This window comes from Paenibacillus sp. J31P316 (assembly GCF_056269105.1).
In genome coordinates, this window is sequence record NZ_JBWDNI010000001.1 from 300859 (window position 1) to 326788 (window position 25930).

At 57.6% G+C, this 25930-nt stretch carries 25 protein-coding genes and 2 riboswitches; of the genes, 4 read left to right on the forward strand and 21 right to left on the reverse strand.

Annotated elements, in window-relative coordinates; genetic code table 11:
* Nucleotides 1-13: 13 nt before the first annotated feature.
* The 6 genes from AC0YNU_RS01240 to AC0YNU_RS01265 form a co-directional block, all read right to left on the reverse strand.
* Nucleotides 14-772: an ABC transporter permease gene (locus AC0YNU_RS01240; protein WP_475752500.1), complete on the reverse strand. Its 759-nt coding sequence runs from the start codon at nucleotides 770-772 to the stop codon at nucleotides 14-16.
* Nucleotides 772-1503, reverse strand: a complete 732-nt coding sequence (locus AC0YNU_RS01245) for an ABC transporter ATP-binding protein (RefSeq protein WP_475752501.1) — start codon at nucleotides 1501-1503, stop codon at nucleotides 772-774. The genes AC0YNU_RS01240 and AC0YNU_RS01245 overlap by 1 nt, the downstream gene beginning before the upstream one ends.
* Before the next feature lie 62 nt (nucleotides 1504-1565).
* The gene (locus AC0YNU_RS01250) at nucleotides 1566-2378 is read right to left on the reverse strand and encodes an MBL fold metallo-hydrolase (RefSeq protein WP_475752502.1); all 813 of its coding nucleotides are present in this window, start codon (nucleotides 2376-2378) and stop codon (nucleotides 1566-1568) included.
* A gap of 80 nt (nucleotides 2379-2458) precedes the next feature.
* On the reverse strand, nucleotides 2459-2800 hold the full coding sequence (locus AC0YNU_RS01255) for an ArsR/SmtB family transcription factor (protein WP_475752503.1): 342 nt from the start codon (nucleotides 2798-2800) through the stop codon (nucleotides 2459-2461).
* 1 nt (nucleotide 2801) lies between these two features.
* Nucleotides 2802-3224: an SRPBCC family protein gene (locus AC0YNU_RS01260; protein WP_475752504.1), complete on the reverse strand. Its 423-nt coding sequence runs from the start codon at nucleotides 3222-3224 to the stop codon at nucleotides 2802-2804.
* Nucleotides 3225-3347: 123 nt separating this feature from the next.
* Complete coding sequence (locus tag AC0YNU_RS01265) at nucleotides 3348-3494, reverse strand: hypothetical protein (protein WP_170312125.1); 147 nt, start codon at nucleotides 3492-3494, stop codon at nucleotides 3348-3350.
* 169 nt (nucleotides 3495-3663) lie between these two features.
* Between AC0YNU_RS01265 and AC0YNU_RS01270 the strand changes: the two genes are divergently transcribed.
* Entirely contained in the window at nucleotides 3664-4443 is a 780-nt protein-coding gene (locus tag AC0YNU_RS01270) for a YheC/YheD family protein (protein WP_475752505.1), read from the forward strand.
* 89 nt (nucleotides 4444-4532) lie between these two features.
* Nucleotides 4533-5465 (forward strand): DMT family transporter, encoded by a 933-nt coding sequence (locus AC0YNU_RS01275; protein WP_475752506.1) that lies wholly within the window; start codon nucleotides 4533-4535, stop codon nucleotides 5463-5465.
* A 122-nt stretch (nucleotides 5466-5587) separates the two neighbouring features.
* Here AC0YNU_RS01275 and AC0YNU_RS01280 read toward each other — a convergent pair whose 3' ends face one another.
* The 3 genes from AC0YNU_RS01280 to AC0YNU_RS01290 all read right to left on the reverse strand — a co-directional run bounded on the left by AC0YNU_RS01280 (nucleotide 5588) and on the right by AC0YNU_RS01290 (nucleotide 10317).
* Nucleotides 5588-6229 (reverse strand): hypothetical protein, encoded by a 642-nt coding sequence (locus tag AC0YNU_RS01280; protein ID WP_475752507.1) that lies wholly within the window; start codon nucleotides 6227-6229, stop codon nucleotides 5588-5590.
* Between the two features lie 71 nt (nucleotides 6230-6300).
* Complete coding sequence (locus AC0YNU_RS01285; RefSeq protein WP_475752508.1) at nucleotides 6301-7365, reverse strand: M42 family metallopeptidase; 1065 nt, start codon at nucleotides 7363-7365, stop codon at nucleotides 6301-6303.
* A 60-nt stretch (nucleotides 7366-7425) separates the two neighbouring features.
* On the reverse strand, nucleotides 7426-10317 hold the full coding sequence (locus AC0YNU_RS01290) for an ATP-binding cassette domain-containing protein (protein WP_475752509.1): 2892 nt from the start codon (nucleotides 10315-10317) through the stop codon (nucleotides 7426-7428).
* A 98-nt stretch (nucleotides 10318-10415) separates the two neighbouring features.
* Here AC0YNU_RS01290 and AC0YNU_RS01295 point away from each other — a divergent pair, with 98 nt between their 5' ends.
* Nucleotides 10416-11030, forward strand: coding sequence for a biotin transporter BioY (locus AC0YNU_RS01295; protein WP_475752510.1), 615 nt, complete (start codon nucleotides 10416-10418; stop codon nucleotides 11028-11030).
* 79 nt (nucleotides 11031-11109) lie between these two features.
* On the opposite strand, the gene AC0YNU_RS01300 is transcribed toward AC0YNU_RS01295, so the two are convergent.
* The 11 genes from AC0YNU_RS01300 to AC0YNU_RS01350 form a co-directional block, all read right to left on the reverse strand.
* The gene (locus tag AC0YNU_RS01300) at nucleotides 11110-11691 is read right to left on the reverse strand and encodes a hypothetical protein (protein ID WP_475752511.1); all 582 of its coding nucleotides are present in this window, start codon (nucleotides 11689-11691) and stop codon (nucleotides 11110-11112) included.
* A 189-nt stretch (nucleotides 11692-11880) separates the two neighbouring features.
* Nucleotides 11881-13740 carry an allophanate hydrolase gene (gene atzF / locus AC0YNU_RS01305; RefSeq protein ID WP_475752512.1) on the reverse strand — a complete coding sequence of 620 codons (1860 nt, stop codon included), beginning with the start codon at nucleotides 13738-13740 and terminating at the stop codon, nucleotides 11881-11883.
* The gene (gene uca, locus AC0YNU_RS01310; protein WP_475752513.1) at nucleotides 13737-17381 is read right to left on the reverse strand and encodes an urea carboxylase; all 3645 of its coding nucleotides are present in this window, start codon (nucleotides 17379-17381) and stop codon (nucleotides 13737-13739) included. Before uca ends, atzF begins: the two co-directional genes overlap by 4 nt.
* Nucleotides 17382-17478: 97 nt before the next feature.
* Nucleotides 17479-18129, reverse strand: a complete 651-nt coding sequence (locus tag AC0YNU_RS01315) for an urea amidolyase associated protein UAAP2 (protein WP_475752514.1) — start codon at nucleotides 18127-18129, stop codon at nucleotides 17479-17481.
* A gap of 81 nt (nucleotides 18130-18210) precedes the next feature.
* On the reverse strand, nucleotides 18211-18930 hold the full coding sequence (locus tag AC0YNU_RS01320; protein WP_475752515.1) for an urea amidolyase associated protein UAAP1: 720 nt from the start codon (nucleotides 18928-18930) through the stop codon (nucleotides 18211-18213).
* A 51-nt stretch (nucleotides 18931-18981) separates the two neighbouring features.
* Nucleotides 18982-19115: riboswitch (guanidine-I (ykkC/yxkD leader) on the reverse strand.
* Nucleotides 19116-19249: 134 nt separating this feature from the next.
* The gene (locus AC0YNU_RS01325; protein WP_475752516.1) at nucleotides 19250-21184 is read right to left on the reverse strand and encodes an LTA synthase family protein; all 1935 of its coding nucleotides are present in this window, start codon (nucleotides 21182-21184) and stop codon (nucleotides 19250-19252) included.
* Between the two features lie 24 nt (nucleotides 21185-21208).
* Entirely contained in the window at nucleotides 21209-22087 is an 879-nt protein-coding gene (locus AC0YNU_RS01330; protein ID WP_475752517.1) for a radical SAM/SPASM domain-containing protein, read from the reverse strand.
* A 210-nt stretch (nucleotides 22088-22297) separates the two neighbouring features.
* Nucleotides 22298-22624 carry a hypothetical protein gene (locus AC0YNU_RS01335; RefSeq protein ID WP_475752518.1) on the reverse strand — a complete coding sequence of 109 codons (327 nt, stop codon included), beginning with the start codon at nucleotides 22622-22624 and terminating at the stop codon, nucleotides 22298-22300.
* Nucleotides 22625-22733: 109 nt separating this feature from the next.
* Complete coding sequence (locus AC0YNU_RS01340) at nucleotides 22734-23030, reverse strand: DUF6509 family protein (protein WP_475752519.1); 297 nt, start codon at nucleotides 23028-23030, stop codon at nucleotides 22734-22736.
* Nucleotides 23031-23085: 55 nt separating this feature from the next.
* A complete protein-coding gene (locus AC0YNU_RS01345; protein WP_475752520.1) occupies nucleotides 23086-23601 on the reverse strand; it encodes a methylated-DNA--[protein]-cysteine S-methyltransferase in 516 nt (171 codons plus the stop codon).
* Nucleotides 23602-23606: 5 nt separating this feature from the next.
* On the reverse strand, nucleotides 23607-24236 hold the full coding sequence (locus AC0YNU_RS01350) for a bifunctional transcriptional activator/DNA repair enzyme AdaA (RefSeq protein ID WP_475752521.1): 630 nt from the start codon (nucleotides 24234-24236) through the stop codon (nucleotides 23607-23609).
* A gap of 170 nt (nucleotides 24237-24406) precedes the next feature.
* On the opposite strand from AC0YNU_RS01350, the gene AC0YNU_RS01355 reads away from it, so the two are divergent.
* Complete coding sequence (locus AC0YNU_RS01355; RefSeq protein WP_475752522.1) at nucleotides 24407-25312, forward strand: DNA-3-methyladenine glycosylase family protein; 906 nt, start codon at nucleotides 24407-24409, stop codon at nucleotides 25310-25312.
* Nucleotides 25313-25467: 155 nt separating this feature from the next.
* Here the strand turns inward: AC0YNU_RS01355 and AC0YNU_RS01360 are convergent, their stop codons facing one another.
* Nucleotides 25468-25689 carry a cold-inducible protein YdjO-related protein gene (locus AC0YNU_RS01360; protein ID WP_161694724.1) on the reverse strand — a complete coding sequence of 74 codons (222 nt, stop codon included), beginning with the start codon at nucleotides 25687-25689 and terminating at the stop codon, nucleotides 25468-25470.
* A 111-nt stretch (nucleotides 25690-25800) separates the two neighbouring features.
* Nucleotides 25801-25910: riboswitch (guanidine-I (ykkC/yxkD leader) on the forward strand.
* Nucleotides 25911-25930 lie beyond the last annotated feature (20 nt).

Here is a 25930-nt window from a genome sequence, read left to right on the forward strand (position 1 = left end):
CTGCCTCGCGCTGCTACTCTTTACCCAAACGACGCAGCTGCATCGCTTCCGTGAACCATAACCTATAGCTGAGCAGACTGAGAATAATGCTCGTAACGGCTGCCGAGGACGTAAAGGCAAATACAATCAAGATCTGATAGCGTACCGCCTGAAGCGGATCCGCACCCGCAATAATCATGCCCGTCATCATGCCGGGCAATTGAACGATGCCGACCGTCTTCATGCCGTCGATCGTCGGGATCAGGCTTGCTTTGACCGATCGCTTCATGCAGAGCTGGATCGCCTGCCTCACGCTTGCGCCAAGCGCGAGGAGCGTCTCGATCTCCCCGCGCGACGACTCGACGTCGCGCTTCATTTGATTCAAGAATAGCCCTGCGACGACCATCGCGTTGCCGATCGTCATCCCGCTGATCGAGATTATGTATTGCGGCGTGCTCTCGATAATTTGTAAGCCAAGCAGCAGCAGCATAATCATCGCCTCCGTAGCGGCAATGGCAATGCCGATCCGCCACGCGATGCCGTGCAAGCCCTTCCCGCGGCCGGCCGCATGCCAGGATGCGACCGCGATCATGGCAGCGATAATCGGCAGCAGCACCGCAAGATGATCCGTCCGAAATATCGCCTGCAGCACGAGTCCGACGGCCAGCAGCTGCACGGCGGCGCGAATCGTGCCTATGATGATGTCGCGCTCCAGCCCAAGCTTCTGGCGCATCGAGACGAACACCGTAATGCCGACGAAGAGCAGCGTAAACGCGACCGCCGTAAGTGACATTATAGAGCCGCCTCCGATGCCTGGCGCTGAAGAAACCGCTTCGCCGCTTCCGACGGAGCATGGCGAAAGAAGGTTTCCGTCGCGCAATCCGAGAATGCCCCGTCCGCAATGAACCAGGTGCGCGTACTTACGCGCCGAGCCTGTTCCATATCATGCGTCACCCATACGAGCGCCGACTTGGCATCCTCGCTAATCGTAAGCAGCAGCTTCTCCACCGCTTCCTTGCTGTGCTGATCAAGAGAGGACGTTACCTCGTCCAACAGCAGAATGGACGGCTTCGCTAACAGCGAGCGAACGAGCGCAATGCGCTGCTTCTCTCCTCCCGAGAGCGTCTCCGCGTCCTTCGACCAGTCGATCGACGATAAACCCGCCGCATCCATTAACCTCGCGGCCTCGGGTTCGTCGAACGCCGTCTCGTGCAGCCGACTGAACGTCTGCAGGTTGTCCGCGACCGTGCCGGGCAGCATGACGGATTGCTGGGCGACGTAAGACGCCTTCTTGCGCCAAGCCTGCGGATGCCATCTGCTTGAAGCGTCGTCCTCCAGCAGCACCTCCCCGCTGCTCGGCGTATCCAGGAGCGCCAGAATGCGGAGCAGCGTGCTCTTGCCATGTCCCGAAGGCGCGAGGAGCGCGACGGATTCCGGCTCGTCGATCGCTGCGGAAATAGACGAGAACAAGGTTCTGCCGCCGGGCAGCGTTTTGGTCAGATTCGAGAACGCAAGGATGCCCATGCGACCGCCCTCCTTATTGGCCTAGCATTTCCGAAGATGGCTGGAAAGAACCGGACAACTTCCTAAATCTCGTCCGTTTTGACGTAGACCCAAATTTCGCCCGGTTGGAATATATGATAGCGCTGTCCGCGATACCGATCGTACAGTTCGCTGACGAAGCCGGCAATGCCTTCGCTATTATTAGGATAGAGATCGAAATGCAGCGGAACGACGACTCCCATCTCCGTATCGGCAGCCAATGCCGCCGCCTCGCGCGCGTTCATATTGCCGTCGATGCCAAGGCGATGACGGAAAATGTCCCTGCCGTTGATCGGGAGCATGCCGACATCGATCCGGTATTGTTTCAGAATCGCGATCAATTCCTCCTGGACGAGCGTATCGCCGGCATGATAGATCGTAATTCCATCCCACTCCAGCATATAGCCTAGGAAACGGTCCCTGCCTTGGTCATCAGTCATCCGCGTCTCATGCCACGCCGGAATCGGATGTATCGTAAGACCGCCTTCGCATTCATGGGCTTGTCCGAACTGAAGCGTCTCCACGCGCTCCTCCGCGATGCCGATTTCCTTCAAAATCACCGCGCAGACGCCGGGTCCGGCGAACTTGCAGGACGGCGAAGCATCCGCGATCCGCAGCAGCGTCTCCGGGTCCAAGTGGTCCAAATGCTCGTGCGTGATAAGGACCAAATTCAGGTCTGTCAATGCTTCGGCGTCGACCGGCGGCGCGTAATTGCGCGTCCAGAAACCTTCAGGCGGTCCCGTCAAACGATCGACGGAGTACGTTAAGTAGGGATCGACGGCAAGCTTAAAGCCGTTGCGGCGAATAATGACGCCGACTTGTCCGATGTATTGAATCGCGGCGGATAATAATGACATGGATAATCTCTCCTCTCATGTATAAAGCGTAACAGAAAAACCCGCGATTATAAACCGCGGGTTTGGCGTCCTGCCATGCGCTATTCGTCCTCCGGCTTGCCGTCCGATTCCACCAAGCGCTGCAAGGCGGACAATTTATTCTCCCAATAGCGCTCGTAATATTGAAGCCAATTGCGCAGCTCTTGAAGGGGCTGGGGCTCCAGCCGATAACGGGTCTCGCGCCCAACCTTCCGCTCGGTGACGAGCCCGGCCTCCGACAGGATGCGCAAATGCTTGGATACCGCGGTTCTCGTCATCGTGAAGTGGCCGGTAATGGCGTTCACGGGCATCTCCCGGTCGACCAGCAGCTTCAAAACCTCGCGGCGCGTCGGGTCCGCGATCGCTTGGAAGACGTCGTGCTTGCCAGACGGCAGCGCCGCCATGTCAGGCCTCGACGTACGAGCCGAGCTTGGCAACGATGCCGACCCAGCCCTTGCCCATCGTATCGCGCACGACGCTGTGCGGCATATTGAATTCCGTCATGCCGTCCGCGCGCCAGCCCGCATGGATCAGCGTGCATTGCGTCCGGTTATCGCCTTGATCCTCAAGCAAAATCGTAATCGTCCACTCCTTGCCCCACTCGAACGAGATGCGCTTCGGCGCTTCGATTTCCGTAACGACGCAGGGCTGGATGCCAAATGCTCCTGCATCAATGTTGAATTCCCGGCCGACAACGGGTTCGAAGTTATTCGGCATGAACCAGGCGCTGAGCCCCTCGGAAGTCGAAATCGCGGCCCATACCTTCTCGATCGGTGCGTTAAAGACTTGCGTCTGCTCGATTGGCGGCAGCGTGTTCTTCGTTTCCATCTTCCATGCAGCTCCTCTGATAGCTAATGATTGCGTTCGGAGATCGTATATACGAACAAAAAAGCGAACCCTTTTGGTTTCGCTTTTCAGTATAGGACACCGATCGGTTTCATGTCAACCGACCTACTTCGAGGAATCGTTCTTGTCCTTCTTCATGCCGTGGTCTTCCCATCTCCGGGAATACGCTTTATTGGTCACCCAAATCGTCATCCACGTGACAATCACCGCGATGATTGCCGCCGAGACCCAAACCCCTGTCGGAACGCCCATCTGTCAGTCTCTCCTTCGGCAGACCCATCATTCGGAACCGCCATCTTTTCAGAAAAATCATAACAGTTTTCTTGCCCGGCTACAAATGACAACATTATGACGAAAAAATTGCCCAAAGGCACAGTTCGCGCCGCCGCCCGGGACATAGGGTACATGGAGGTGATTCGCCATGGCCAAGAAATCCTACAAGAGCTCGGCGATTCGAAGCAAGAAACGCGTCTGCGTCATGCTTGCCTCGAACGCCGGGTTGAAACGTTACGTTCCTCGAACCATGCTGCTTTCCCCTGCGAATTTATCGTCAATGCTTGCTTCTTATCGAAGCGTATATATCAAGCCCGATGTCGGCTCGCTTGGCATCGGCGTCTGTAAAGCGACGGCCGTAAAAGGCGGTTACAGGCTGGCTGAGATAAAAGGACGTAAGCAATACACGAGACTTTTCGCTTCGACGGGTTCGCTCTACAGCCATTTGAAGCGCGTCGGCAAAGGGCCAATGATCGTCCAAAAAGCGATCGCGCTCGCTGCCGTGTCCGGAAGGCCGTACGACATTCGCATGATGGTGCAACGCAAGCCGCGCGGCAAATGGACATTTACCGGTTCGTTCGCCCGAATCGCCAGAAAAGGCAAAATCGTCACCAACTACAGCCAGGGCGGCCGCTTATGGACCATGCGCCGGCTGCACCGCGCCGAAGGCTTGACGGTTGCCGCCAGCAACCGCAAATACGGCAAGCTGAAACGGATTTCGGTTCGCACGGCGAATTGGCTGGCAAGCAAGCAGTCCGGCATGCATGAGATCGGCATCGATTTTGCCTACGACCGCAGCGGCGGAATCTGGATTTTGGAGGTCAACTCCAACCATCCGCAGTTTCACCCGCTTGCGATCGTCGATCCGCCGACGTATAGACGAATGATGGCGTATGCGAGAAGTTATGGGCGGCGCTCTGCCAAATAGCGCCTCTCTCTTGCCTGGACAAGCCCGGACGTGCATAATGAGGGATGCTGTACTTCTATTATAAGCCCATTGCAGAAAGGAACTTCATCGTGCAAGCATCATCCGGGTCAGCCAAACCGCCCTTATCTCCCGCCATCCCGCTCCTGATCGGGATGCTGGCGATCTCCTTCGCTCCCATTCTCGTCCGCTCTTCCGACGCGCCCGTATCCGTGCAGGGCATGTACCGCCTGCTCTTCACGTTCCTGATCATGCTGCCCTTCGGAGGCAAACAGCTGCGGGAATTACATACGATCAGCCGGAAAGACTGGTTGTTGCTTCTGGCAGCCGGCTTTTTTCTCGCCCTTCATTTCCTGCTCTGGATGGCATCGCTGACGTATACCTCCATCGCCAGCTCCACGATACTGCTAGCGCTTGAACCGGTATTCGTCATGGTTGGCGCCTACTTCCTGTTTAAGGACCGGCCAGGCAGATGGGCCATCGTCGGCATGCTGACCGCGCTCGTCGGCGCTGTCGGCATCGGCTCAGGCGATATCGGCTTGTCGCAGCGCGCCTTCTTCGGCGATACGCTGTCGTTTCTCGGCGCGCTCGCCGTGGCCGTCAACATGCTCATTGCCAAGCAAATCATGCGCCGCGTATCCTCGTTTCTCTACAGCTTCATCGTCTTCGGCGTTACGGCAGCCTGCTTCTTCGTGTATAACGTCGTCAGGGGCATCCCGATGACGGGTTATCCCGACAAGGAATGGCTCGTGTTCGCGCTGCTTGCCATCGTGCCGACGGTGTTCGGCCACATGATCTTCAATTGGCTGCTGAAATACGTGAAACCGACTACGATCTCGATGACGGTGCTTGCGGAGCCGGTGGGCGCCAGCATCCTTGGCATGTTCCTGTTTCGCGAGATGGTTACGGGCTTCCAGCTGATCGGAGGCATGTTCATCATTGCAGGCCTGATCATGTACATGCGCGCGGAGAAACAGACTGCGGCTATTCCGGCCGATCCTCTGCCAGCAGTTGTGATTGAATAATTACGACATTGATGGAGTCAATACGTGCGCGAAAAAGCGGACAACGAAAAAAGCCTGATTGCTCAGGCTTTTTTTCGTTATCCGCTTTTTGTTTGACTGCTTGGAAGTAAAGACGCAGTCGCCTATTCCAGACCGTGCTCCTGGCGAATCTTGTACAACCCTTGCACCATCGGATCGGCAGGGTCGCGGTTCAGCAGGAAATGCGCGATCAGCACATGCAATGGCAGCGCGCAAATGTTGTTGCCGTCCGTAATGGACGTAAAGCCCGCTTCGAGAACGGGTCCATGCTCTTCGTGAAGATCCAGATCGACGTACACTTGCTCGTTCGGGAATTCATTGCGGACCGTCTGGGCGCAATAAGGCACGATGACGTTATCGATCAACGCCTTCGCTTCGTCTTCCGACTGCGGAGGCTTAGGCAGCAGCTTGTCCGCGCCTTCGTTGCCGTCCATCAGGTCGAAGAAGAACGAAGACATCCACAGCGCGGGATCTTCATTGGTTTGGAACGTATGCAGCAGCTCGCGCATGAAGAAGCCCGTGGCGTATTTGCCGCCGTCTTTCGTTTCTACTTTGAAAGTGAAAATCGGTCCATAAACCTCGTGGTTCAACACTTGTCCATCCACTTGCTCGTCTTCGAACTTGAAACGGAGCGCCTTCAAGCCATTCTCGTGCAGCGCTTGAACAACCTGCCGGAATTCGGCTTCCGAGACATTTCCTTGTTCCTGCGTATCATTGGAATTGGATACGTTATTCTCTGTCGTCATGTCGAATCACCCACTATTTATCATATAATGTCTGTTTTGCACTTGTCCACTTGTAATTTTTCCAGCAAGTCTCAGGAACGGTCCTCGAACAGGTAGGCTGCCAGCAGCGCCGCCGTATTGGCAACGGCATCGGCATGCGTGCGCTCCATGCTATGGGACGCATGTACGCCGGGGCCGATCAGAGCCGCCCGGATATTGCTGCCGCCCCGAAGCGCGGCAGAGGCGTCCGATCCGTAGTGCGGGTAGATATCGACCGCATGCGGAATGCCCTCGCGCTTCGCGAGCGTGATGAGCGCCGAGGTCATGTCGTAATCGTAAGGACCGGAAGAGTCTTTGGCGCAGATGGAGACATCGTATTCCGTCGTCTGGAGATCATCGCCGATCGCGCCCATGTCGACGGCGATCATTTCCGTAATGTCCGCAGGGATGAAGGAGCTGCCGTGACCGACTTCTTCGTAGGTCGAAATGATGATTTTCACCGTGCGTTCCGGCGTTCTGCCTTCACGCTTCATCCATTCCAGCAGCGTAAATAACGCGGCGACGCTCGCCTTATCGTCGAGATGGCGCGATTTGATCAAGCCGTTCGGAAGTACCCTTGTGCGGGGATCCCACGAAACATAGTCGCCTACGCCGATGCCGAGCTTCAGCACGTCGTCCTTGGTCTTCACCGGCTCGTCGATGCGAATCTCCATATTGGCTTCTTCGCGCTTGAAGTCGCGGGCATCGGAGTAGACATGGACGGAAGGCTTCGTGGTCAGCACCGTGCCTTCATAGGTCCGGCCGTCGCGCGTATGAACGAGGCAATATTCGCTCTCTACCGTATGCATGGCATAGCCGCCGACGGGCGTAAACCGAAGCGTGCCGGAGGACTTGACGGAGCGTACCATAGCGCCGAGCGTGTCGACATGCGCCGTCAGCGCGATCACGTCGCCGGGATCCGGATTAGATCCTGGAATCGTAATCATGCCGTTACCCTTTGGCGTCAGCTCGAGGACATGGCCGAGCTTGGCGGCTTCTTCCTGGATGAGCTTCATGATCGCCGAGCAATAGCCGCTCGGACTTGGCGTCGCCAACAGGCGTTCCAGAAATGCAATCATATAAGTGCGGTCAAGCTGTGGATGCAGCGGCTGCGTCATGTTCCTTCTACGCTCCTTTCCTCAATCATGTACTATCATAGCCCATTTTGGACGAAAAACCTACTCGAGCGCCTGGAGCAGCAGTCCGGCGGCGACGCAAGCAAGGATAAGAAACGTGTCTCGCAGCTTCCAAAACTCGGTAACAAGCACGGCTCTATGTTTCCGAGATCCAACGCCGCGACTCTCGAGCGCGTCCGTGACTTGATCGCCAAGCCGGAACAGCGACAGCATGAACGGAAGGGCCGTTTCCCGGATTTTGGAGGCGGCATTCCGCCAGCTGCTCGTTGCTTTCTTGCCGCGCGCAGCGGCAATGCGGGAGAAACGTTCCCATTCCGCCAGCAGCACGGGCACGAACCGAAGCAGCAGCGTGATCGTCAGCAGCAGCCTCGTTGCCCACGACGGCACGCGGCCGAATCTGACGAAGAGCTGCTCCAGCGAGCGGCGCAGCCGAAGCGGCGTTACCGCGATCGGCAAGCCGAAGCCCAGCAGCATGACAATCCATGGCCTGATGAGCGATTTCAAGGAGTTCATGGCTGCTTGGCCGTCCCAAAAGTCTCCGCTCAGCCGCCAATGGATGCCGGCGAACAATGAAACGATGATCGTGAAAGCCGTAATCGTCTTGATCGCACCGCTCCATCGCCGGAGCGGAATCCGTCCCCAATAGATCGCTCCGGCGACGAGAATAATCGAGAGCGCTATGCTCCGCCAATCCGTCAATTGAAGAATGAACAGAGAGAGCACGATGTAGGCAAGCCAGGCCGCCCGCGCGTCGAAAGCCGCGATCGGCGACGGTTTTGCCGCAGTCGTTCTCTTAGTGAAGGGTTTTCGTGCAGGTGTAGCTGCCACGGCAGGTGCAACGGCACGAGCGTCGGCAGGTGTAGCTACCGGGCTAGAAGCTACGGCAGGAGTAACGGCAGGTGTAGCTGCCGGGCTAGAAGCCACGGCCACTAGAGGCTCCGGCTCCGCCGATTGTCGGCTGCCTGTGGCGGATGCAATTGCGGAGGCAGAGGTGTATGCCGTTGCGGAAGCAACAACGGGTGCGTCAGCGGCCGCAACGGCAAACCTTGCCTTCCGTTCCAACGAACGCGGTACCGCCGCCATACTGTCCGCAAACGCTCCCGCAAGTTCCCTAGGGTCCCATACACGCTCCTCCGCGACCCCGAGGCGTATCGACAGATGCGCGATGCGCAGCCAGTCCGGTACGTCCATACCCGCCTCCGTCAGCCAATGCGGATGGGATACAAGCTCGCTTCTGCTGCAGGAGCGAAGGCTGCCGTCCGCATGCAGAAGCAGGAAACGGTCCGCCAGCTCGCAGACCCAGTCGCTTTCATGCGAGATAAGCAGTATGCCCTGCCCGTTTGCCGCTCGCTGTCGCAGCTTCACTGCCAGCAGCTCGTGGCCTTCGGCATCTAGGCCGGCCGTCGGTTCATCCAGCAGCAGCCACTCGGCCGGCGGCGCGAACAAACAGGCCAAGGCCGTTCGTCTCCGCTCGCCGCCGCTCATCGCATAGGGATCGCGCTCCAGCCAGCTCGAATTCCAGCTGACCGCGTTCAAGGCCTCTTCGATTCGGATGCTGCGCTCCTGCTCCGTCATCGAGGTATACGGTCGCAATGAGTACCGAAGCTCCTCCCGGACAGAGCGCAGAAATAGTTGCTCTTCCGGCGACTGGCAGCTATAAGCGTAAGCCAGCAGCGCTCTGCTATTCAGCTTGGATTTGCCCCGGACCGACATTTGCCTGCGTACTGTCAGCGGCTCGTCACCATAGTAGACCGCCAGCCCCTCGGCATGCCGCAGACCTGCGATACGTTCCATGAAATGCGTTTTGCCCGCCCCGTTCGCGCCCATCAGGACCGTGATTTCGCCTGCATGCAGCTTAAGGAGAGAATTATCCGCCTCTCGATCGTTCGGTCCTTGGCCGGCCTCCGCGTCAATGAAGCGGAGGCCCGCTATCGTGAGCTCCGCGCTGTCCGCTTTAGCCCTTGGTTGATACGTCCATTGCCTCGCCCGCGACTCGTTGGCGACGTTGTTTGATCGCTGCGTTGTTTCGCCTGTGACGTCCTCGTACATTATCGCGCTGTCGTTCGCGAGGTTCATTGTTTGAACGGCAATAGAAGTCAGAATGGATTCCCATCCCGCAGCGGTTACCGGAAAAGGTGGCTGCAGCTTCCCCTCCCGACCGAGCTGAAGCGCCAGCCTTGACGCATACGGCAAACGCAAACCGCAAGCCAAACATGGCGGAGGCTCTTCAGCAATGGCATGCGGGTATTCCATTCCATATAGAAACTGGCCGCCGTTCCCGTCGAAGAAGATCCTGCCCTCCGACATGGCGACCGTTCTTTCCGTATCGCCAATCTCTTGCAGCCGCTGCGTCACCCAGACGACGGCCGTCCCTTCGCGATTCAGCTTTGCCGCAATGCCGCGCACGCTCCCTCTCGACTGCTCGTCCAGCATCGAGGTCGCCTCGTCGAATACGATTAAGGGCAGCTTCGCCGCCGAAGCAGCCGCGACGGCCGCCAGCTGACGCTGACCGCCCGACAGCTGATCCCAGGTCAGATCGCCGATCGGCTGCAACCCAGTATCAAGCAGAATTTCCTCCGATTTCCGCAGGATCAGCTCCGTCGGGAGTCCGCGCCACTCGAGCGCGAAACGGATTTCTTCCCTCGGCGTCTCCGCGAACAGCTGGGCATCCGGCTGCTGCATGACGTACGGGGAAGGAATCGTGCCGGCGAAGCCGCGGTCCCATGTCCCTTCTACGCCGTCGATCATCAATCCCGCCAAGAGACGGGCCAATGAAGACTTTCCGCTGCCGTTTACGCCGACAAGGTTCACCCATTCACCAGGCTCCAGCTTGAAATCAACTCCGTCAAGCCGCGGCATGGCCTCGCCTGTTTCAAATTTTCTCTCTATCGTTACGCCTTGCAGGATAAGCGCGCTATGTAAGTTGTCAACCAATCCGATTTCCCTCTTCCCAAAAGTTTACTCCCGTGATAAGATGCTAATTGTTAACCACCGCTAGATAACAAGGTTAACATTCGAGAGGAGAATTGACAATGGAAACTACCCCAATCGGCAATAAACAAACATCGATCTCGGCCTCGGCACGAACAGACTCCGCTTCATGGATTCGAGGCGCCGTCTTCACGGCCCTGTTCGCCGCCCTCTTCGTCGCCTTCAGCTTCGCCAAAATCCCGCTCACGGCCGTCCCGATTACGCTGCAGACGCTCGCCGTCATGCTTGCTGGAGGACTGCTCGGCGCGTACTACGGCTTCCTGAGCATCTTCATCGTCATCCTGCTGACCGCCGCGGGTCTCCCCCTGCTCGGCGGAAGCGGCGGGCTCGGAGTCGTCTTCGGCTCGAACGGCGGCTACATATGGATGTTCCCGTTGTCCGCGCTGCTGATCGGCTTGGTCAGCGACCGGCTGTTTGCCCGAACGACGAAGCTGAACCGCGCCGGAATGACGGTTCTGGTCATCAGCCTGATCTTGTTCAGCGTCGTGCTTGCATACGTCGGCGGCGTACCTTGGCTGGCCTTCAAAGCGAAATTATCCTTCAGCGAGGCTATGAGGCTCGGCTGCTATCCCTTCCTGATCGGCGACTTCCTCAAAGCCGCCGTGGCCGCTGCATTGATCGGAACGCTGCGCCCGCTGCTCGCAAGGCTGCGTTAAGCCTGCGATAACCTAACGTTCCTCCTGCACCGCAACTTGCAGCCTTCATGACAATCCCATTCCGCTCCATCCGGCCCGCCTACAGTCCGAGCTCCCTTCTCAACAATTGAGCGAGGTCGGACAAGGTGGGCTTTTTGATGGCCACGATCAACTGATCGTCGCTCAGCTTCACGGATTGAATACGGAGCGGCTTCGGCACGTAATTGCCCAGCGGGATTACGATATCATCGAAATAACGATTCGGCAGCGTGCGGCTTCTCAACTTCGCTTCATCCACCTCGGCAACCAGATTCGGTTCGCTCCACTTTACACGGTAATAAACAATGATGCCGACCGGTATCCGTTCTTTCACTTTCAAATTATAATGCGCAGCTATGCGGCCGTTCTCGAATTGAAATCGCGCGCCGGTAATCGTCACGTTAGCGCCGTACTGAGGATTGTCCGCGATATAGGCTTTCGCGATGTTGTTGACGTCCGCTTCCGAGAGCGACATCTGCGTACTGAGATTTTTGGCCATGTCGACGGCTCTGTCCTCCAACGGAACCGGGCTATAGCGGAGGTCCAGCTCTTCGGCCGGTTTAACGTACCAGATCGCAGCGAAAGCTAGAGCAACGATCAGCACAAGTAAAATTCCGAGTCCGATCAAACTTTTCTTCAACAAGCTCATTCACCTCCGGCATTCAACTATTATACGCTTCCTCCCTCTTCACCTTCCAGTCTGCGGCGCGAAGCAGCCGCCGAAGCCGCTGTCCCTGTCATGCACGGTTCAGGATCGCCGACAAGCGTGGCACAAACGTCAGCAAGCCGCGTCCAATTCGGACGCGGCCTGCCTGCCATAATATACGCTCCGTTACAGAAGCACCACATTGCGCCAAGAACCGGCAGCTGTAATATCCTCCGATGCGCTTGCTGCATAAGCTTCGCAGGTGAAGCCAGGCACCTCGCTGCCATCGCTCAGCTCCACCTTGCCGATGCCGAGCGGCGCGGGAATGCCCGCGACGAAGCCGCCGAACGCGTGAAGCGGCATCTCCCAGACCTCCAGCGTAATCGCTGCTCCGCCTTGCTCCTGCTTGATCATCCCCGGCTTCGCCGGAATCGTCGGCAGCTTCACGAGGCGGTACTTGGGCGCGCTCTGCGTCTCGCGGACGAATACGGCTCCGCAGGCTTGCATTTGCTTCTCCAGCGGGAATCCGCGCATGTGGAGGCCGCAAACGGCGACGAGCGTCGTTTCGGGCTTGGCTTCCATTGCAGACTCAAGCTTCGACTCTGTTTCTGTCGCGGCCTTAGATTGCGCGAGCTGCTGCGCCGCAGGTAGTTTCAGCTCCGGACTGCCCGGTTCAGCAGGTTCAGCCTGCTCCGTTGCAGCCGAGAACGCCTCGGCGATCCCGCAGATCAGCGATTCGTTCAGCGCCGACGCGAAGAACGTCACGCCGAACGGTACCTTATCCGAAGCTTCTCCAGCCTGCACCGCAACCGCGCAGAGGTCCAGCAGATTGCAATGGTTCGTGTAAAGCCCCATTTCGCTGTTCGTTTCGATCGGTGCCTGACGAACCTCGTCTCTCGTCCACGTGCCGCCGCAGGTCGGCAGCATCAGAACCGCGCCGTCGAGGAGCTGGCTCGCCTGCCGCTTATACGATTGAAGCTTATGCATGGCCTGGAACACCGAGGCCGCCGTATAGGCCGGCGAATCGCCAGTCCGCAGCACGCGCTCCGTTACCGGGAATACGGATTCCGGATTGCCATTCACGAAGTCGCCGAGATCAGCCCATCGCTCGGCCACCCATGGTCCGCCATATAGGATCGCCGCCGCTTCGGCAAACAAATCCATGCTCACCGGAATGACAGGAATGTTGAGCGATACGACCGTTGCGACGGCTTCCTCCCACGCAGCGCGGTACTGCTCCGCATACGGTCCGAAGAAGGCCGGCGTTTCGTCCGGCAGGCAGATCGCAGCCGGAAGGCGGTCCTTCATCGGCTGCGGGATCGACTTCGACCAAGGATCGCTGGACTCCGCACCGCGCGCGGTCCCGTCAACTGCCAGCGCATCGTCTAGGCTGTGCGCGAAGACGGTCACGCAGTCGAGACTCGCGCACGCCGGGACGACGCCTTCCGTCGGCCATGCGCCGAGGCTCGGCTTGTAGCCGACGAGCCCGTTCAGCGCCGCCGGCACGCGGCCCGAGCCTGCCGTGTCCGTCCCTAAGGCGAACACGGCCTGCCCGCGCGCCACCGCGACGGCGGAGCCGGAGCTGGAGCCGCCGCTGATAAGCTCCGGCCGCATCGCGTTATGCGTTTCGCCGTACGGGCTGCGCGTGCCGACAAGGCCGGTGGCGAATTGATCCAGGTTCGTTTTGCCGATCGGAATCGCCCCTGCATCGACGAGCCGCCGTACGACGACCGCGCTCGCCTCAGGCACGTAAGCAAAATCCGCGCATGCCGCGGTCGTGGGTACGCCCGCCCAATCGATATTGTCCTTAATGGCGAACGGAATGCCCCAGAGCGGCGAGCTTTCGAGCCCCTTCTCGGTTAATCCATCCAAATACGGCGCAATGTTCTCGAACGTCGGAGGTGTAATCCAGATGTTCATCCCTTCGTCCCGCAAGGAACGGCTGATGATTTCGCGCACGACCTCCGCAGGCGTCAGACTATTGCTTGCATACTGCTCCCGCAGCCAAGCGGCGGTCAACTTCTCAGGCCAATTCGCGTTCGTCATGCGATCAACACCTCTCTTTCGTTCACCTTCACGAGACTGACGATCAGCTGGCCCGTATGCACCTCGTCGCCAGGCTTCACGAAGACGGAAGAGACGAATCCGTCGCAAGGCGCCGTCTGGTTGAACTCCATCTTCATGCTCTCTTCGATGATGAGCGTATCGCCTTTCTTCACTTCTTGACCCGGCTCCACCAGCACCTTCCATACGCTGCCCGGCATGGTGCATCGAACGCCGACCGCATCCGCAGGAAGCTCGTCTTCTTCCGATGCCTTGGGCGCTTCGCTCTCGGATACATACTCGGCGAGGCCCATTTCTTTCCAACGCTCGCGCTCCGCTTGGAACGCTGCCTGCTGCACGTCGGCGAAGGCTTCCGTGCTCTCTTCGATCGAAGTCAAGAAGGTTAGGTAGTCGCCCAGCTTGAAGGTCGTCTCCGTAATGTCCGCTTCGTACCGGCCGCGCATGAAGTCTTCCCGCAGCTGCAGCAGCTCTTCGTCGCTGACCGGATAGAATTGAATCTGATCGAAGAAGCGAAGCAGCCATGGCTTGCCCGACTGGAAACTCGCCGTCTCGCGGTTCAAGTGGTTCCACATCTGAATCGTACGGCCCACGAACTGATAACCGCCCGGTCCTTCCATGCCATAGATGCACATGTACGCGCCGCCGATCCCGACGGCATTCTCCGGCGTCCATGTCCGCGCCGGGTTATACTTCGTCGTCACCAACCGATGGCGCGGATCGATCGGCGTCGCAACAGGCGCGCCCAAGTACACGTCACCGAGGCCGAGCACGAGATAATTGGCTTCGTACACGATGCGCTGCACGTCGTCGATGCTGTCCAAGCCGTTGATGCGGCGAATAAACTCCAGGTTGCTCGGGCACCACGGCGCGTCCGGACGAACGTTCTGCTGATAACGGTCGATCGCCAGCTGCGTGGCCGGATCATCCCAGGACAACGGCAGACGCACGATCCGCGATGGTACCGTGATTTCTTCAAGCGGCGGCAAATTATCGTCAAGCTCCAGGATCCGTTTGCACGCTTCCTGTACCGTAGTCGCTTTCTGGTCGATATGGACTTGCAGCGAACGAATGCCCGGGGTCAGATCCTGAACCGGGATCGTACCGTCGCTTACGATGGCTTCCATCAAAGCATGCACCTGGAAACGCAGCAGCAGATCGAGTTCCATCTCCCCGTATTCCACCAAAATATTCTCGTCGCCGCTGCAGCGGATCGTGATCGGGAAACGGCGGTTGTCGGTCTCCTGATGCAGCAGCGGATAGGCCGGCATGATCGCGGTTTGCGGCTGCGGAAGTCCGGCCGGAACGAGCGCGTCCCGAGCGTCTTCGCCGATCGCTTGCAGGTTCGACTCTTGAAGCTGGCGCAGGCCGTCCGCTTCTTCCAGCGTCAGCAGCTGGAAACGAACCGTATCGCCGGCATGCAGCTGGCCCAGCTTCCAAAATTCCGCCGAGGCCGTCGTCACCGGGCAGACGAAGCCGCCGAGGCTTGGGCCGTCCGGACCGAGCAGAATCGGCATGTCGCCCGTCAAATCCAGTGTTCCGACCGCATACGCGTTGTCGTGGATATTGGACGGATGCAGACCGGCCTGCCCCCCGTCTTCCCGTGCCCAATGCGGTGCGGGACCGATGAGGCGAACGCCGGTGCGCGAGCTGTTGAAGTGAACCTCGAACGCCGTATCGGCTAGTTCCTTCAAATAAGTAGGCTTCAAATACTCTTCCGTGCAGTGAGGGCCCGGAATGACGCCGATCGTCCATTCGCGAGTCAGTTCAGGGCGATCGGCCGCTGCCAATTGCAGCTCCGATGCATCCGTTCGGCCGCCGCGGCTGACGCCGAGCACGTCGCCCGCGCGAAGCGCCCGTCCGCCGTGGCCGCCGAAGCCGCCGAGCGTGAAGGTCGCGGAGCTGCCGAGAATCTTCGGCATGTCGAAGCCGCCGCCGACCAGCAGATAGCTTCTCATTCCGGCCGCCGCTTCGCCGAAGCTGAGCACTTGGCCTTGTTTGACCTGAGTCGGCTGGTACATCGCAATGGCTTCGTCGTCCAGCAGCGCTCCCATGTCCGCGCCCGTCACGCATATCCACATGTCGCCGCGGAATCTGTAGGCGCCGCCGCGAAGCGTCAGCTCCAAGCCCGACGCGTCATCGGGATTGCCGAGCAGCTTGTTGCCGATGCGGAACGACAGCGGGTCCATCGGACCGCACGGCGGTACGCCGACGTCCCAGTAGCCCGTACGTCCCGGCCAATCCTGCACCGTCGACTGCACCCCGCCATCGACGACTTCGATCGCATGCTCCGAAGGCTCGAAGCCGTTCAGCAGCTGCGTGAATACGTGGCCGTTCACGAACGCTTCTTCGCCGAGGAGCGCCTGCACGTACTGCAGGTTGGTCGTAATGCCGTACAACCGCGTTTCTTCGAGCGCAGCGGCCAGCTTGGCGATGGCATCCTCGCGGTTCTCGCCTCGCACGATGATCTTGGCTAGCATGGGATCGTATAGCGTCGTAACGGTAATTCCGTCGCGTACCCAAGTCTCCACGCGGGCATGCTCCGCGAATTTGACTTGATCCAGCTTGCCGGCGCTCGGGCGGAACTGCTGCAAGCAGTCTTCCGCATAGATCCGCGCTTGGATGCTGTGGCCTGCCGGACGGTTGACGCGCGCTTCGATCCCGCGCAGTTCGTCCGCCGCTTCCAATACCATCCATTCCACAAGATCGACGCCGAGTACCTCTTCCGTTACGCCATGCTCCACTTGCAGCCGCGTGTTTACCTCGAGGAAGTAGAAACGGCACGCTTCCGGATCGTACAAATATTCGATCGTTCCGGCGCTGCGGTAACCGACCTCGGACGCAAGCCGCTTCGCCGAGGCGAACATCTCTTGGCGTACGCTGTCCGGCAGGCAAGGCGCTGGACTTTCCTCGATCACCTTCTGGTTGCGCCGCTGAATCGAGCAATCCCGCTCGCCGAGCGCCGCCACTTCGCCGAAGCGGTTGCCGAAGATTTGCACCTCGACATGGCGTGCCTTCGCGATATATTTCTCGAGGAAAATGCCCCCGTTCTTGAAGTTCGTCTCCGCCAAATGACGGACGCCGTCGAACGCTTCGCGCAGAGCCCGCTCGTCGTGGCAGACGCGCATGCCGATGCCGCCGCCGCCGGCCGTGCTCTTGAGCATCACGGGATAGCCGATCGCTTCCGCTTCTGTCAACGCTTCGTCCAGCTCGCTGATCAGCGCCGTGCCCGGCAGCATCGGAACGCCGGCGCGCTCGGCGATTTCCCGCGCGGAATGCTTCAAGCCGAACATCTCCATCTGCTCCGGCGTCGGGCCGATGAAGACGATGCCGTGCTCGCGGCAAGCGCGGGCGAATGCTGCGTTCTCGCTGAGAAAGCCGTAGCCCGGATGGATGGCTTGCGCGCCGGTCTCAATCGCGGTGCGAAGAATGCGATCGGCATCGAGGTAGCTTTCTTTGGCGGGGCCGGCCCCGATATGAACGGCCTCGTCGGCACCGTCCACATGAAGGCTGTCCTGGTCGGCAGCGGTATACACGGCAACGGATTGAATGCCAAGCTTGCGAAGCGTGCGTTCGATTCGAACGGCGATGGCGCCGCGATTAGCTATGAGAACTTTCGTGAACATGGCTGTTCCCTCCCGGTTAACTGTATCTCTATTTAGAAGTTCCGAATGTTGATTTCCAATTTAGAAGCTTCATTGCATCTATAAGTTCCAAGTCAAGCTATGCGTTCCAGATCAGGACGCGAATCGGCGTCGGATTATAAGCATTGCATGGGTTGTTGAGCTGCGGGCAATTGCTGATCAGCACCGCCGTGCGGGCGATCGATTCCATCTCGACGTAGCAACCCGGGGCCGATACGCCGTCCGCGAAACGAAGGCCGCCTTCCGGCGTGACCGGCACGTTCATGAAGAAATTGACGTTCGGCGCCAGATCCCGCTTCGTGTAGCCGCCGTCGTGCTTGGCCAGCTGCAGCATGAACGTATCGCGGCAGTTGTGCATCTGCAGCTTGTCGTGCGCGTAGCGGACCGTGTTGCTCTGCGCGGAGCAGGACCCTCCGACCGTATCGTGCCGGCCGCAAGTGTCCGCAACGATCTTCACGAGCGGCTTGCCCGATTCCGCGCGGAGGACGGAGCCCGTCGTCAAGTAAATGTTCCCTTGCGCGGCAATCGTCGCGACGGCACTGTAATGGTCATCCTTGCTGTCGGCATCGAAGAACAGCGTATCTGCCGCTTGATTGCCTTCCAGATCCACGATGCGGAGCACCTGTCCCGGCTCCAGCACCTTCATCCAGCCGTCGCCGGCCAACACGATCTCGTCGACGATCGCTTCCTCTTCCTTCAATCTGCTTTCCGTGCGGATAAAAGCGCTCATGGGATAACCTCCTCAAAGTCGTTGGTATAATCTGTAAGCCTGAAGCTGAATGCTGCCGGTCCTACCGGACCTGCAAACCAATCATCTGGCCAGCAAATGATACTCTGCCGTATTCTCGAACGCGCGGCGGTTCTCGCCGCGGAAATGATAGCAGTAATCCGTTTCCGGCTGGAATTCGGGAGCGAGCGACACGTCGAGCTTGACGGCCGCCTCCGGGTAAACGGTGCTCGGATTCAAGGGGTTCGGCGTATTCGAAAGGACGATCAGGACGTCCATGTCCGTGCGAAGCGTAACCGTGCTGCCTTCTTTGCAATGGGCGCCGTCATAAACCATCGTTCCTTCATCGTCGCAGGCTACCTTGGCGAATAAGTTGACGACCGGACCGAGGTCGCGGACGCCGAGGCCGCAGCGCACCAGCTCGACGGCAAAATTCTCGTACCCGCTTCGCAGCCAGTCATTGCGGAGCGTCTGGTAATTCGTCGCGCCGTATTTGGCATCCGTGCTTTCGCGCGTCGTCAGCCCGCTGATGGTGTCATGCCATCCGAGGCCATCCTCGACGATGCTTGCCAGCACCCGTCCGTTATCGCTCATCAGCACGTTGCCGCGGGTCAGATGCGCGGTGTACTGCGCCTTCAGCGAGTCCGGCATATTATAACGCTCCGTCAAATCATGGGCGTTGTACAGCATGACGGCAACGTTGGCGTCATCCTTCAGCGCCGTGAACGTCAACAGGCGGCCTTTCGCGATCACGCCGGACCATTTGTCGCCGGGCGCGATGGTTTTGCTCCACAAGTTTGTCATTGGAAACCCTCCTTCAATGGTCGCGGTAAAACAAAAAAGCCTGAGAGCGCGACCTCCCAGGCTTTTATCCTTCCGTGTTATGCAGGCTCATTCGTACCGGGTACGAACAGCTTCCACACACTATCTCTCGGACCAGACTTGACGGGCAGTTACTTGCCGCCAACGGAACCCTAGATAGCTTTTTTGTCCTCAATGCTAACATGAGAACCGATATGCAATTGTTAAAACCTGCTATTGGTACTGATTATAGGTGCGGTCGCACCCATATGTCAACACTCGTGTCAGGTTTTATTACATCGCATACCGATTCTCATGGTTTTTACCGCTTCGGAAGCGACCGCACGTAACGGTCGGACAGCTCCATCAGCTTCAAGATATAATCGTAATCCTTCCGGTACGGCGTCAAATCCGTCACCGGCTTCAGCGTCCGAATATCGACCGCCGTTCCATCGTCGAAGCCTTTGCCTGGCACGAACAAGACATCGTCATTGATAAAAGATCCCGTCGGCATGTAGTACCGCGAACCGACGACGTTATGATCGATGTTGAGCAGATCATGGCCGAATGCCGTGACTCCCGCATCCGCCAGCTTAACGCCAAGCAGATTGGCAACCGTCGGCATGATATCCAGCTGGCCGCCGGATAGATCCACGATTTTGCCCTGCTGTTCGCCAGGCAAGTGAATAATGAGCGGGATATTGAAGCGCGACACTTTCGGATCGTAAGGGACGCCGAGCGCTTGGCTGACCTGTGCCGGATCGTTGTCGTTCGGCTGCAAACCGAAATGATCCCCGTACAGGACAAGCACGGTGTCGTCCCATAACCCTTCCGACTTCAGCCGATCTATTAACGTGCCGATGGCATAGTCCGTATAATTGACCGCCAGCAGATAATTGCCAAGCTGCGTACCTTGGAGATTATCCGGCAGCGTCATTTTCACGCGGTCCTTCGGCACCTCGAACGGGAAGTGGCTGGACACCGTAATGAGCTGGCCGTAGAACGGCTGCTTGCTTTTGCCGACTTCGCTCAGCTTGTCGACGGCGACGCGGTACAGCTCCTCGTCGGATGCGCCGAAGCTGTTGAACTTATCGTTCTTGTAGTACGGCTTGTCGTAGTAGTGGTCGAAATTGAGCGCCGCATACAGCTTGTTCCGGTCCCAGAACGTCACGTCGTTGACATGGAACGTGTCCGCGATATAGCCGTTCTGCTGCAGCGCTCTTGGAAGGCTGGGCAGGTTGCGGTCGCCGTAGCCGGTCGACATGGCGATCTGGGCCGTCGGATAGATCGACGTATTGGACATGAATTCCGCGTCCGACGTATTGCCTTGGCCGATCTGTTGGAAAATATGCGGGAAGTACAGGCTGCCGCCGGCAAGCTTGTTCAGCACCGGCGTAATCTCCTGGCCGCCCAGCTTCAGATGGATCGGGAAATTCTGAAACGCCTCCATTTGGATGACGATGACGTTCTTGCCTTTCGCGGTCCCGAAATAGGCCGGCGCGCCGCCAGGCTTGTCCTGATAAGGATAAGTCGCCTGCAGGTCGACTGCCTGCTGGACGAACTCCGATGTATTGCCTTCGGCCGCGATGCTGTTGTCCTTCGCGGCTTTAATCGCCGAAGACACTTGATAGTTCAAGAACCCTTCGTCTTCCGCCGCGACGAGCTCGTTTTCGATCGGCATTCCCAACTGGATGAACCGCGTCGAGACGACGATGCAGACAATTAACAGCACGCTCAGCACGACGCGGTACATCGGCGATGCGGAAACCAGTCTTCTTCGGCTATTTCCACCGCCGCGTCGGGATGAAGCCGCAGCATAGATCCAAACTCCGATCGCGATAATAATGTCCGGGAAGAACCAGTAATGACTCCACTGGATCGTGGACTCGACGCTGTCTTTGATTTTGGTCACCTGATGCAGCTCGTAGAGCGCCGTATACGTCGGGACGTTGCCGAAATGCTCGAAATAGACGGCCGACGAGAATAACAGCAGCGAGACGACCACATTCAATGCACCGTAAACCCAGACTTTGATTCTGGCCGGCGTCACCAGCTCGACCGCGCTCAATAATACGAGCAGCGCCGAAGCGTCTGCGGCAAGCCTTGGCCATTTGATGTCTCCGAATAGAAAATAGCGCAGCAGCGCCAGCTTCATGAGCAGAATAACGACAGCCACGTAAAAGAGCGGCACGCGGAACCTGCGCTCCCCGTTCATGCGAAATGCCGTTTCGTTCGATCTAGACGTAAAATAGGACATGAGCGAATACAAAACCTTCTTTCCTTACATGCTGAATCGCTGTCTGTAGCCGCATTTGCGGCAGAGCTCCTCTACCACCTCGCGGCGGGAGAAGCCGTCGTACAAGCGATTCGCCCGATCCCCCTCGATAATGTCCGAGAACGGAGTCCGATGAATGTTGCCGAGATCGATGACGCCTTCGCCATCCAAGCAGCAGGGAATGACGGTGCCGTCCACGAGAACGCCGGCCTGATTGCGAAGCCCGTGGCAGAAGCCGCGGCCCTCGTCTTCCTTTTCCTTCAGATCCGGCCATTTGAATTCGTGGTCGTGGTTCAAGAAGATGCGTTCGGCGAGCTTAATCCCTTTCCCCCGTTGGAACTGGTCCTGAATCCGGAAGTCCAGCCCGAATTCCCGTTCGAGCTGATCGAGTATGATCTGATTGCGCTGCCGGTCGACGTTCGTCGCGTTGTCTTCCGTCAAGTTCCATAAGCGCAAGGAAATGAGAATATCCGACTGCGCGACGGCTTCTTTGGCGAAGGCCAGCACGCTGCCGACGTATCCTTCTTTATCCACGGAGCCTTCATGGCCGTCGAAGCTGTGCAGCGAGAAGTTGATCTGGCGCAATGCCGGTTTTCCAATGATTTTGGGTCCGGCCTTATGGAGCAGCGTGCCGTTCGAGGTCAGGTTCACCTTGAAGCCGCGTTCGTGGCTCAGATCAAGCAGCACGTCGATTTTGGGATGCAGCAAAGGCTCGCCTTTGACATGAAAATAAATATGATCCGTATGCGGCCTGATTTCATCCAACGTTTTGGTAAAGTCCTCGACGCTGATGAAGCCTTTCGCACGACCCGTCGGCGGGCAGAACGAGCAGGCCAGATTGCAGATGCTCGTAATTTCGATATAAAATTTCTTGAATTTCTTCATGCCGCTTAAGCCTCGTTTCCTTCATCCGACCGGAGCCGGTTCGCGATAACATACCCTCCATTATAAGACGGCGGCGCAAAGGCTGTCCACTTTCGCAGGCCGCGCTTCCTCCTTTTCCCGGCAAACAAAGAAACAGGACCTCGGCAAGGGGGTCCTGTGCGTATGTGGGTTCCATCTCAACTAATGATCTTGCCAATGCATGCTCATTCCTTATGCTCTTTGCAGCAGGTTGTGCATTTCGTCCTTCGTGCGCTCCACTTTGAGCACGTGCTCGACGGTAATGTCGGACTTGTTCCCATTGCGGAAAGTGGTGCCTTCCAAGTGGTACCCGTTTGCTCTGGCCATGGAGTAAAAGGCGCAAAGCTGGTTGGCAATCCGCACGGCCTGGTCTTTGTTCGCGGCCGTATATAACGTATTGCCGAAACTGAGAGGATTGTTGTTGCTTTGGATGTTGACATGGAAGGCTTTAGCTTCGCCGTCCACCTGCTTCACCAGGATTTGATTGTTGTAACAGTTCAACAGATAATGGACTGTCATGTCATTCACCGCCTCTTCGCTTTGTTTCGGCCCGCTTATCCGCTTGCCGTACTCCTTATTACACGGGCCAAGTCGATATGAAACCCAAGGCTGAACGCCCGTTTTTATTCTATTCTTCCGCCTCGGAGAAATGCTCGCCGCAGAACGATTCCAGCATCCGTTCTTCTTCGTCCTCCAGCTCGGCGTCCACGAATTTATCGTTGATTCGTTCATGCAGCGCGTATCTGACGATCTTGCCGCTTTCGCCGTCCACGCGATAAATCACCCGTATGTATAGTCCGCCTTCGACATACAGCTCATCGTCCTCGGCGACCTCGATCTCCAGCTTGAATTCATACCGCTCGCCCGTCAAAATGCCGAACGGATCCTTGACCTTCTCTACCTCGTATGCCTCGATTTCGACCAAAATGCCTCATCCTTCCAATCGTCGTAGCCTCCATTATAACCCGATCGGAGCCATCTTACGAATGGAAGGCGGGTATTCCCTCGAGCTTCAGCAGTCGCTCCTTCGCCTGCATGCCGCCGCGATAGCCGGTCAGCTTGCCGTTCTTCCCGACGACGCGATGGCAAGGAACCGCGATCAGCACGGGATTGGCTCCGATTGCCGTTCCGACCGCCCGTACCGCGGAAGTTCTGCCGATACGCTCCGCGATATCCGAATAGGCACAGATCGTTCCATGCGGAATGCGAAGCAGCTCCTGCCATACGGACTGTTGAAAAGCGGTTCCCTTCATATCGAGCGGAATATTGAAGCCGCTTTGGCTGCCGCGCAGGTAATCACGCATTGCATCTGCGTAAGGTTTCATGATCTCATCGGCATGCGTTAGGACTGAGGATGGCAGCTGCTTCTTCGTCCAAGCTTCCAATTCCGCGAACGGAGCATCCGGCGAACCGACGTAACATAAGCCGGATTCCGTTGCGGCGAGGTAGAGCTTCCACAAATCGTTATCCAAGAGCGTCCAATAGATCTTCGTCATTGGTTTCACCTGCTTTCTTCTTTCGTTAGCTTGTCATTACGGTAATCTTGGGTATCGGAAGGCACATCGGGGTCGGACTTCTCCTTGACGGGCCGATGATCTCTTCTATATTGGGAAGGCGTGTCGCCGGCCGCTTTATGAAACACGGCAGCGAAATGCGCCGGATTCGAAATGCCGACCTCTTCGCCGATCTCCGCGATCGAAAGCTCCGTATCGCGCAGCAGCGACTTGGCCGCCTCGATTCGGACCTGCAGTAAATACGCAGCCGGAGATACGCCTCTCAGTCGTTTGAACATGCGCTGTAGATGATATGGGCTGACATGCTGCTGTTCCGCCAAGGCGTTCAGCGTAAGCCGATCCCCATATTGTTCGCGGATCGCTTCTGCGACCGCGTCCGTCCATTCTTCGTCCGGCAGTCTCAGACCGTCCGGCTTGCAGCGTTTGCATGGCCGAAACCCCGCTCCCAGCGCATCCGAGGACGCCGCGAAGATATGAACATGCTCGCGCTTCGGCGTTCTTGACTTGCAGGACGGCCGGCAGAAGATGCCCGTCGTGCTCACGCTGTAATAAAATCGTCCATCCTGGCCGGCGTCGCAGTCCACGATGGCATTCCACTTCTCGTCGGTCACCATCATCCTCACCTCCAAGCCAAAGTATACCCGCTTCGAGGCCCGCATGTAAGCCGTCTTGAATGGGAAAGCAAGATTACAACAGCCTCGCCAAATAACTTATGGTACAACTAGAAGAGTATCCCTACGTTTCTTGTGGTAAACGTTACAGTTAAACCAGGAGGTTGCGCCGCACAATGTCAAATTCTATCACGATCACCATAACGCCGCCGAAGGCGTTCGACTTCCATCATATTCTCGGGTACCTGGCTCGTTCGAGCAATGAATGCTTGTATGACGTGGATGGCGAGACCGTAACCAAATTGATTACCGTCCAAGGGCAGCCTATCCTGATCCGGATTGTCTCCATGCCGGACGGCTCGCTGTCCGTTGAACTGCCCGCCCATGCAGATTCACCGGACGCCGCACTGTCGGCCGCCATTTCCGAATACGTCCGGGACTGGTTCGATATGGATCGGGACCTCGAGCCTTTCCTTGCGCTTGCGCTGCGCGATGACGTATTGGCCGAGCCTGTCAGGCAGTTCAACGGTTTGCGCATCGTCGGCATCGCCGACTTGTTCGAAGCTCTCTGCTGGGGCATCATGGGGCAGCAGATCAACCTTGCCTTCGCCTATACGCTCAAACGGCGATTCGTGGAACGATTCGGCACCAATGTAGAGTGGCAAGGTCGTCGATATTATGCATTCCCGGAGCCAGAAGTCATTACAGCGCTCGATCAAGCCGAATTGAGAGAGATGCAGTTTACCGGCCGCAAATCGGAATACATCATCGGCACCGCCAAGCTGATCGCTTCCGGGGAGTTGTCCAAAGAAGGACTCCTCGCCATGGAGGACTGGGCGGCGACGGAGAAAGCGCTGACTCGAATTCGCGGCATCGGGCCTTGGACGGCGAACTACGTGCTGATGCGCTGCCTTCGCATGCCTGCCGCGTTCCCGATCGAGGACGTGGGCCTGCATAACGCCCTTAAGCTGGTGCTCGGCCGGGACGCGAAACCTTCCATCGCGGAAATCAAGCTGCTGTCCGCGCAATGGAACGATTGGAAAGCTTACGCGACGTTCTACTTGTGGCGGTTGCTTTATTGATGTTGGGGAGTTTTATGATACTGAGGCAGCTTCGCAAATGCCGACACGGCTTCGTTAATGTTGAATTTGACTGATTGATTGCATTTGAACAAAAGAAAGCCGCCCGATGGGCGGCTGAATATGCAAATGAGATTAGATATCGAATGCCATTGCGTTTAGATATCGAATTCCGATTTCGGTTTTTTGGGTTGTCGTTTGATTTTATTTTGCACGGCCGGCAGATGCCTCATGCTTCGGTGCATGGGGCCTTTGCAGATCGGACAGCTTTGCTCGCTCTCGGCGAATTCCTCGCGTACCCACGCTTTGCACTCCGCGTTTTTGCATTTCCAAATTTTCGTCGGTAATAACTTCGGTTTCTCTTCTTCTGTCGTTGCCACTTGTAAGCATCCTTTCCATCCATAACGCTAATTCTTGGTGTGATAAACTTTGCATTGACGTTTTAGCTCTTCATGTTATATTATCTAACAAGAAAAACATATAAAACATACCATATCGTTTTCTAGGGTTCCGCGGTGGCAGCATTGCTGTCTTCCGGTCTGGTCCGAGAGAAAACGCACGGCAGCCGCTGTGTACACGGAGGGATAAAAGCCCGGGAGGATATCAGCAACCTTTGATATC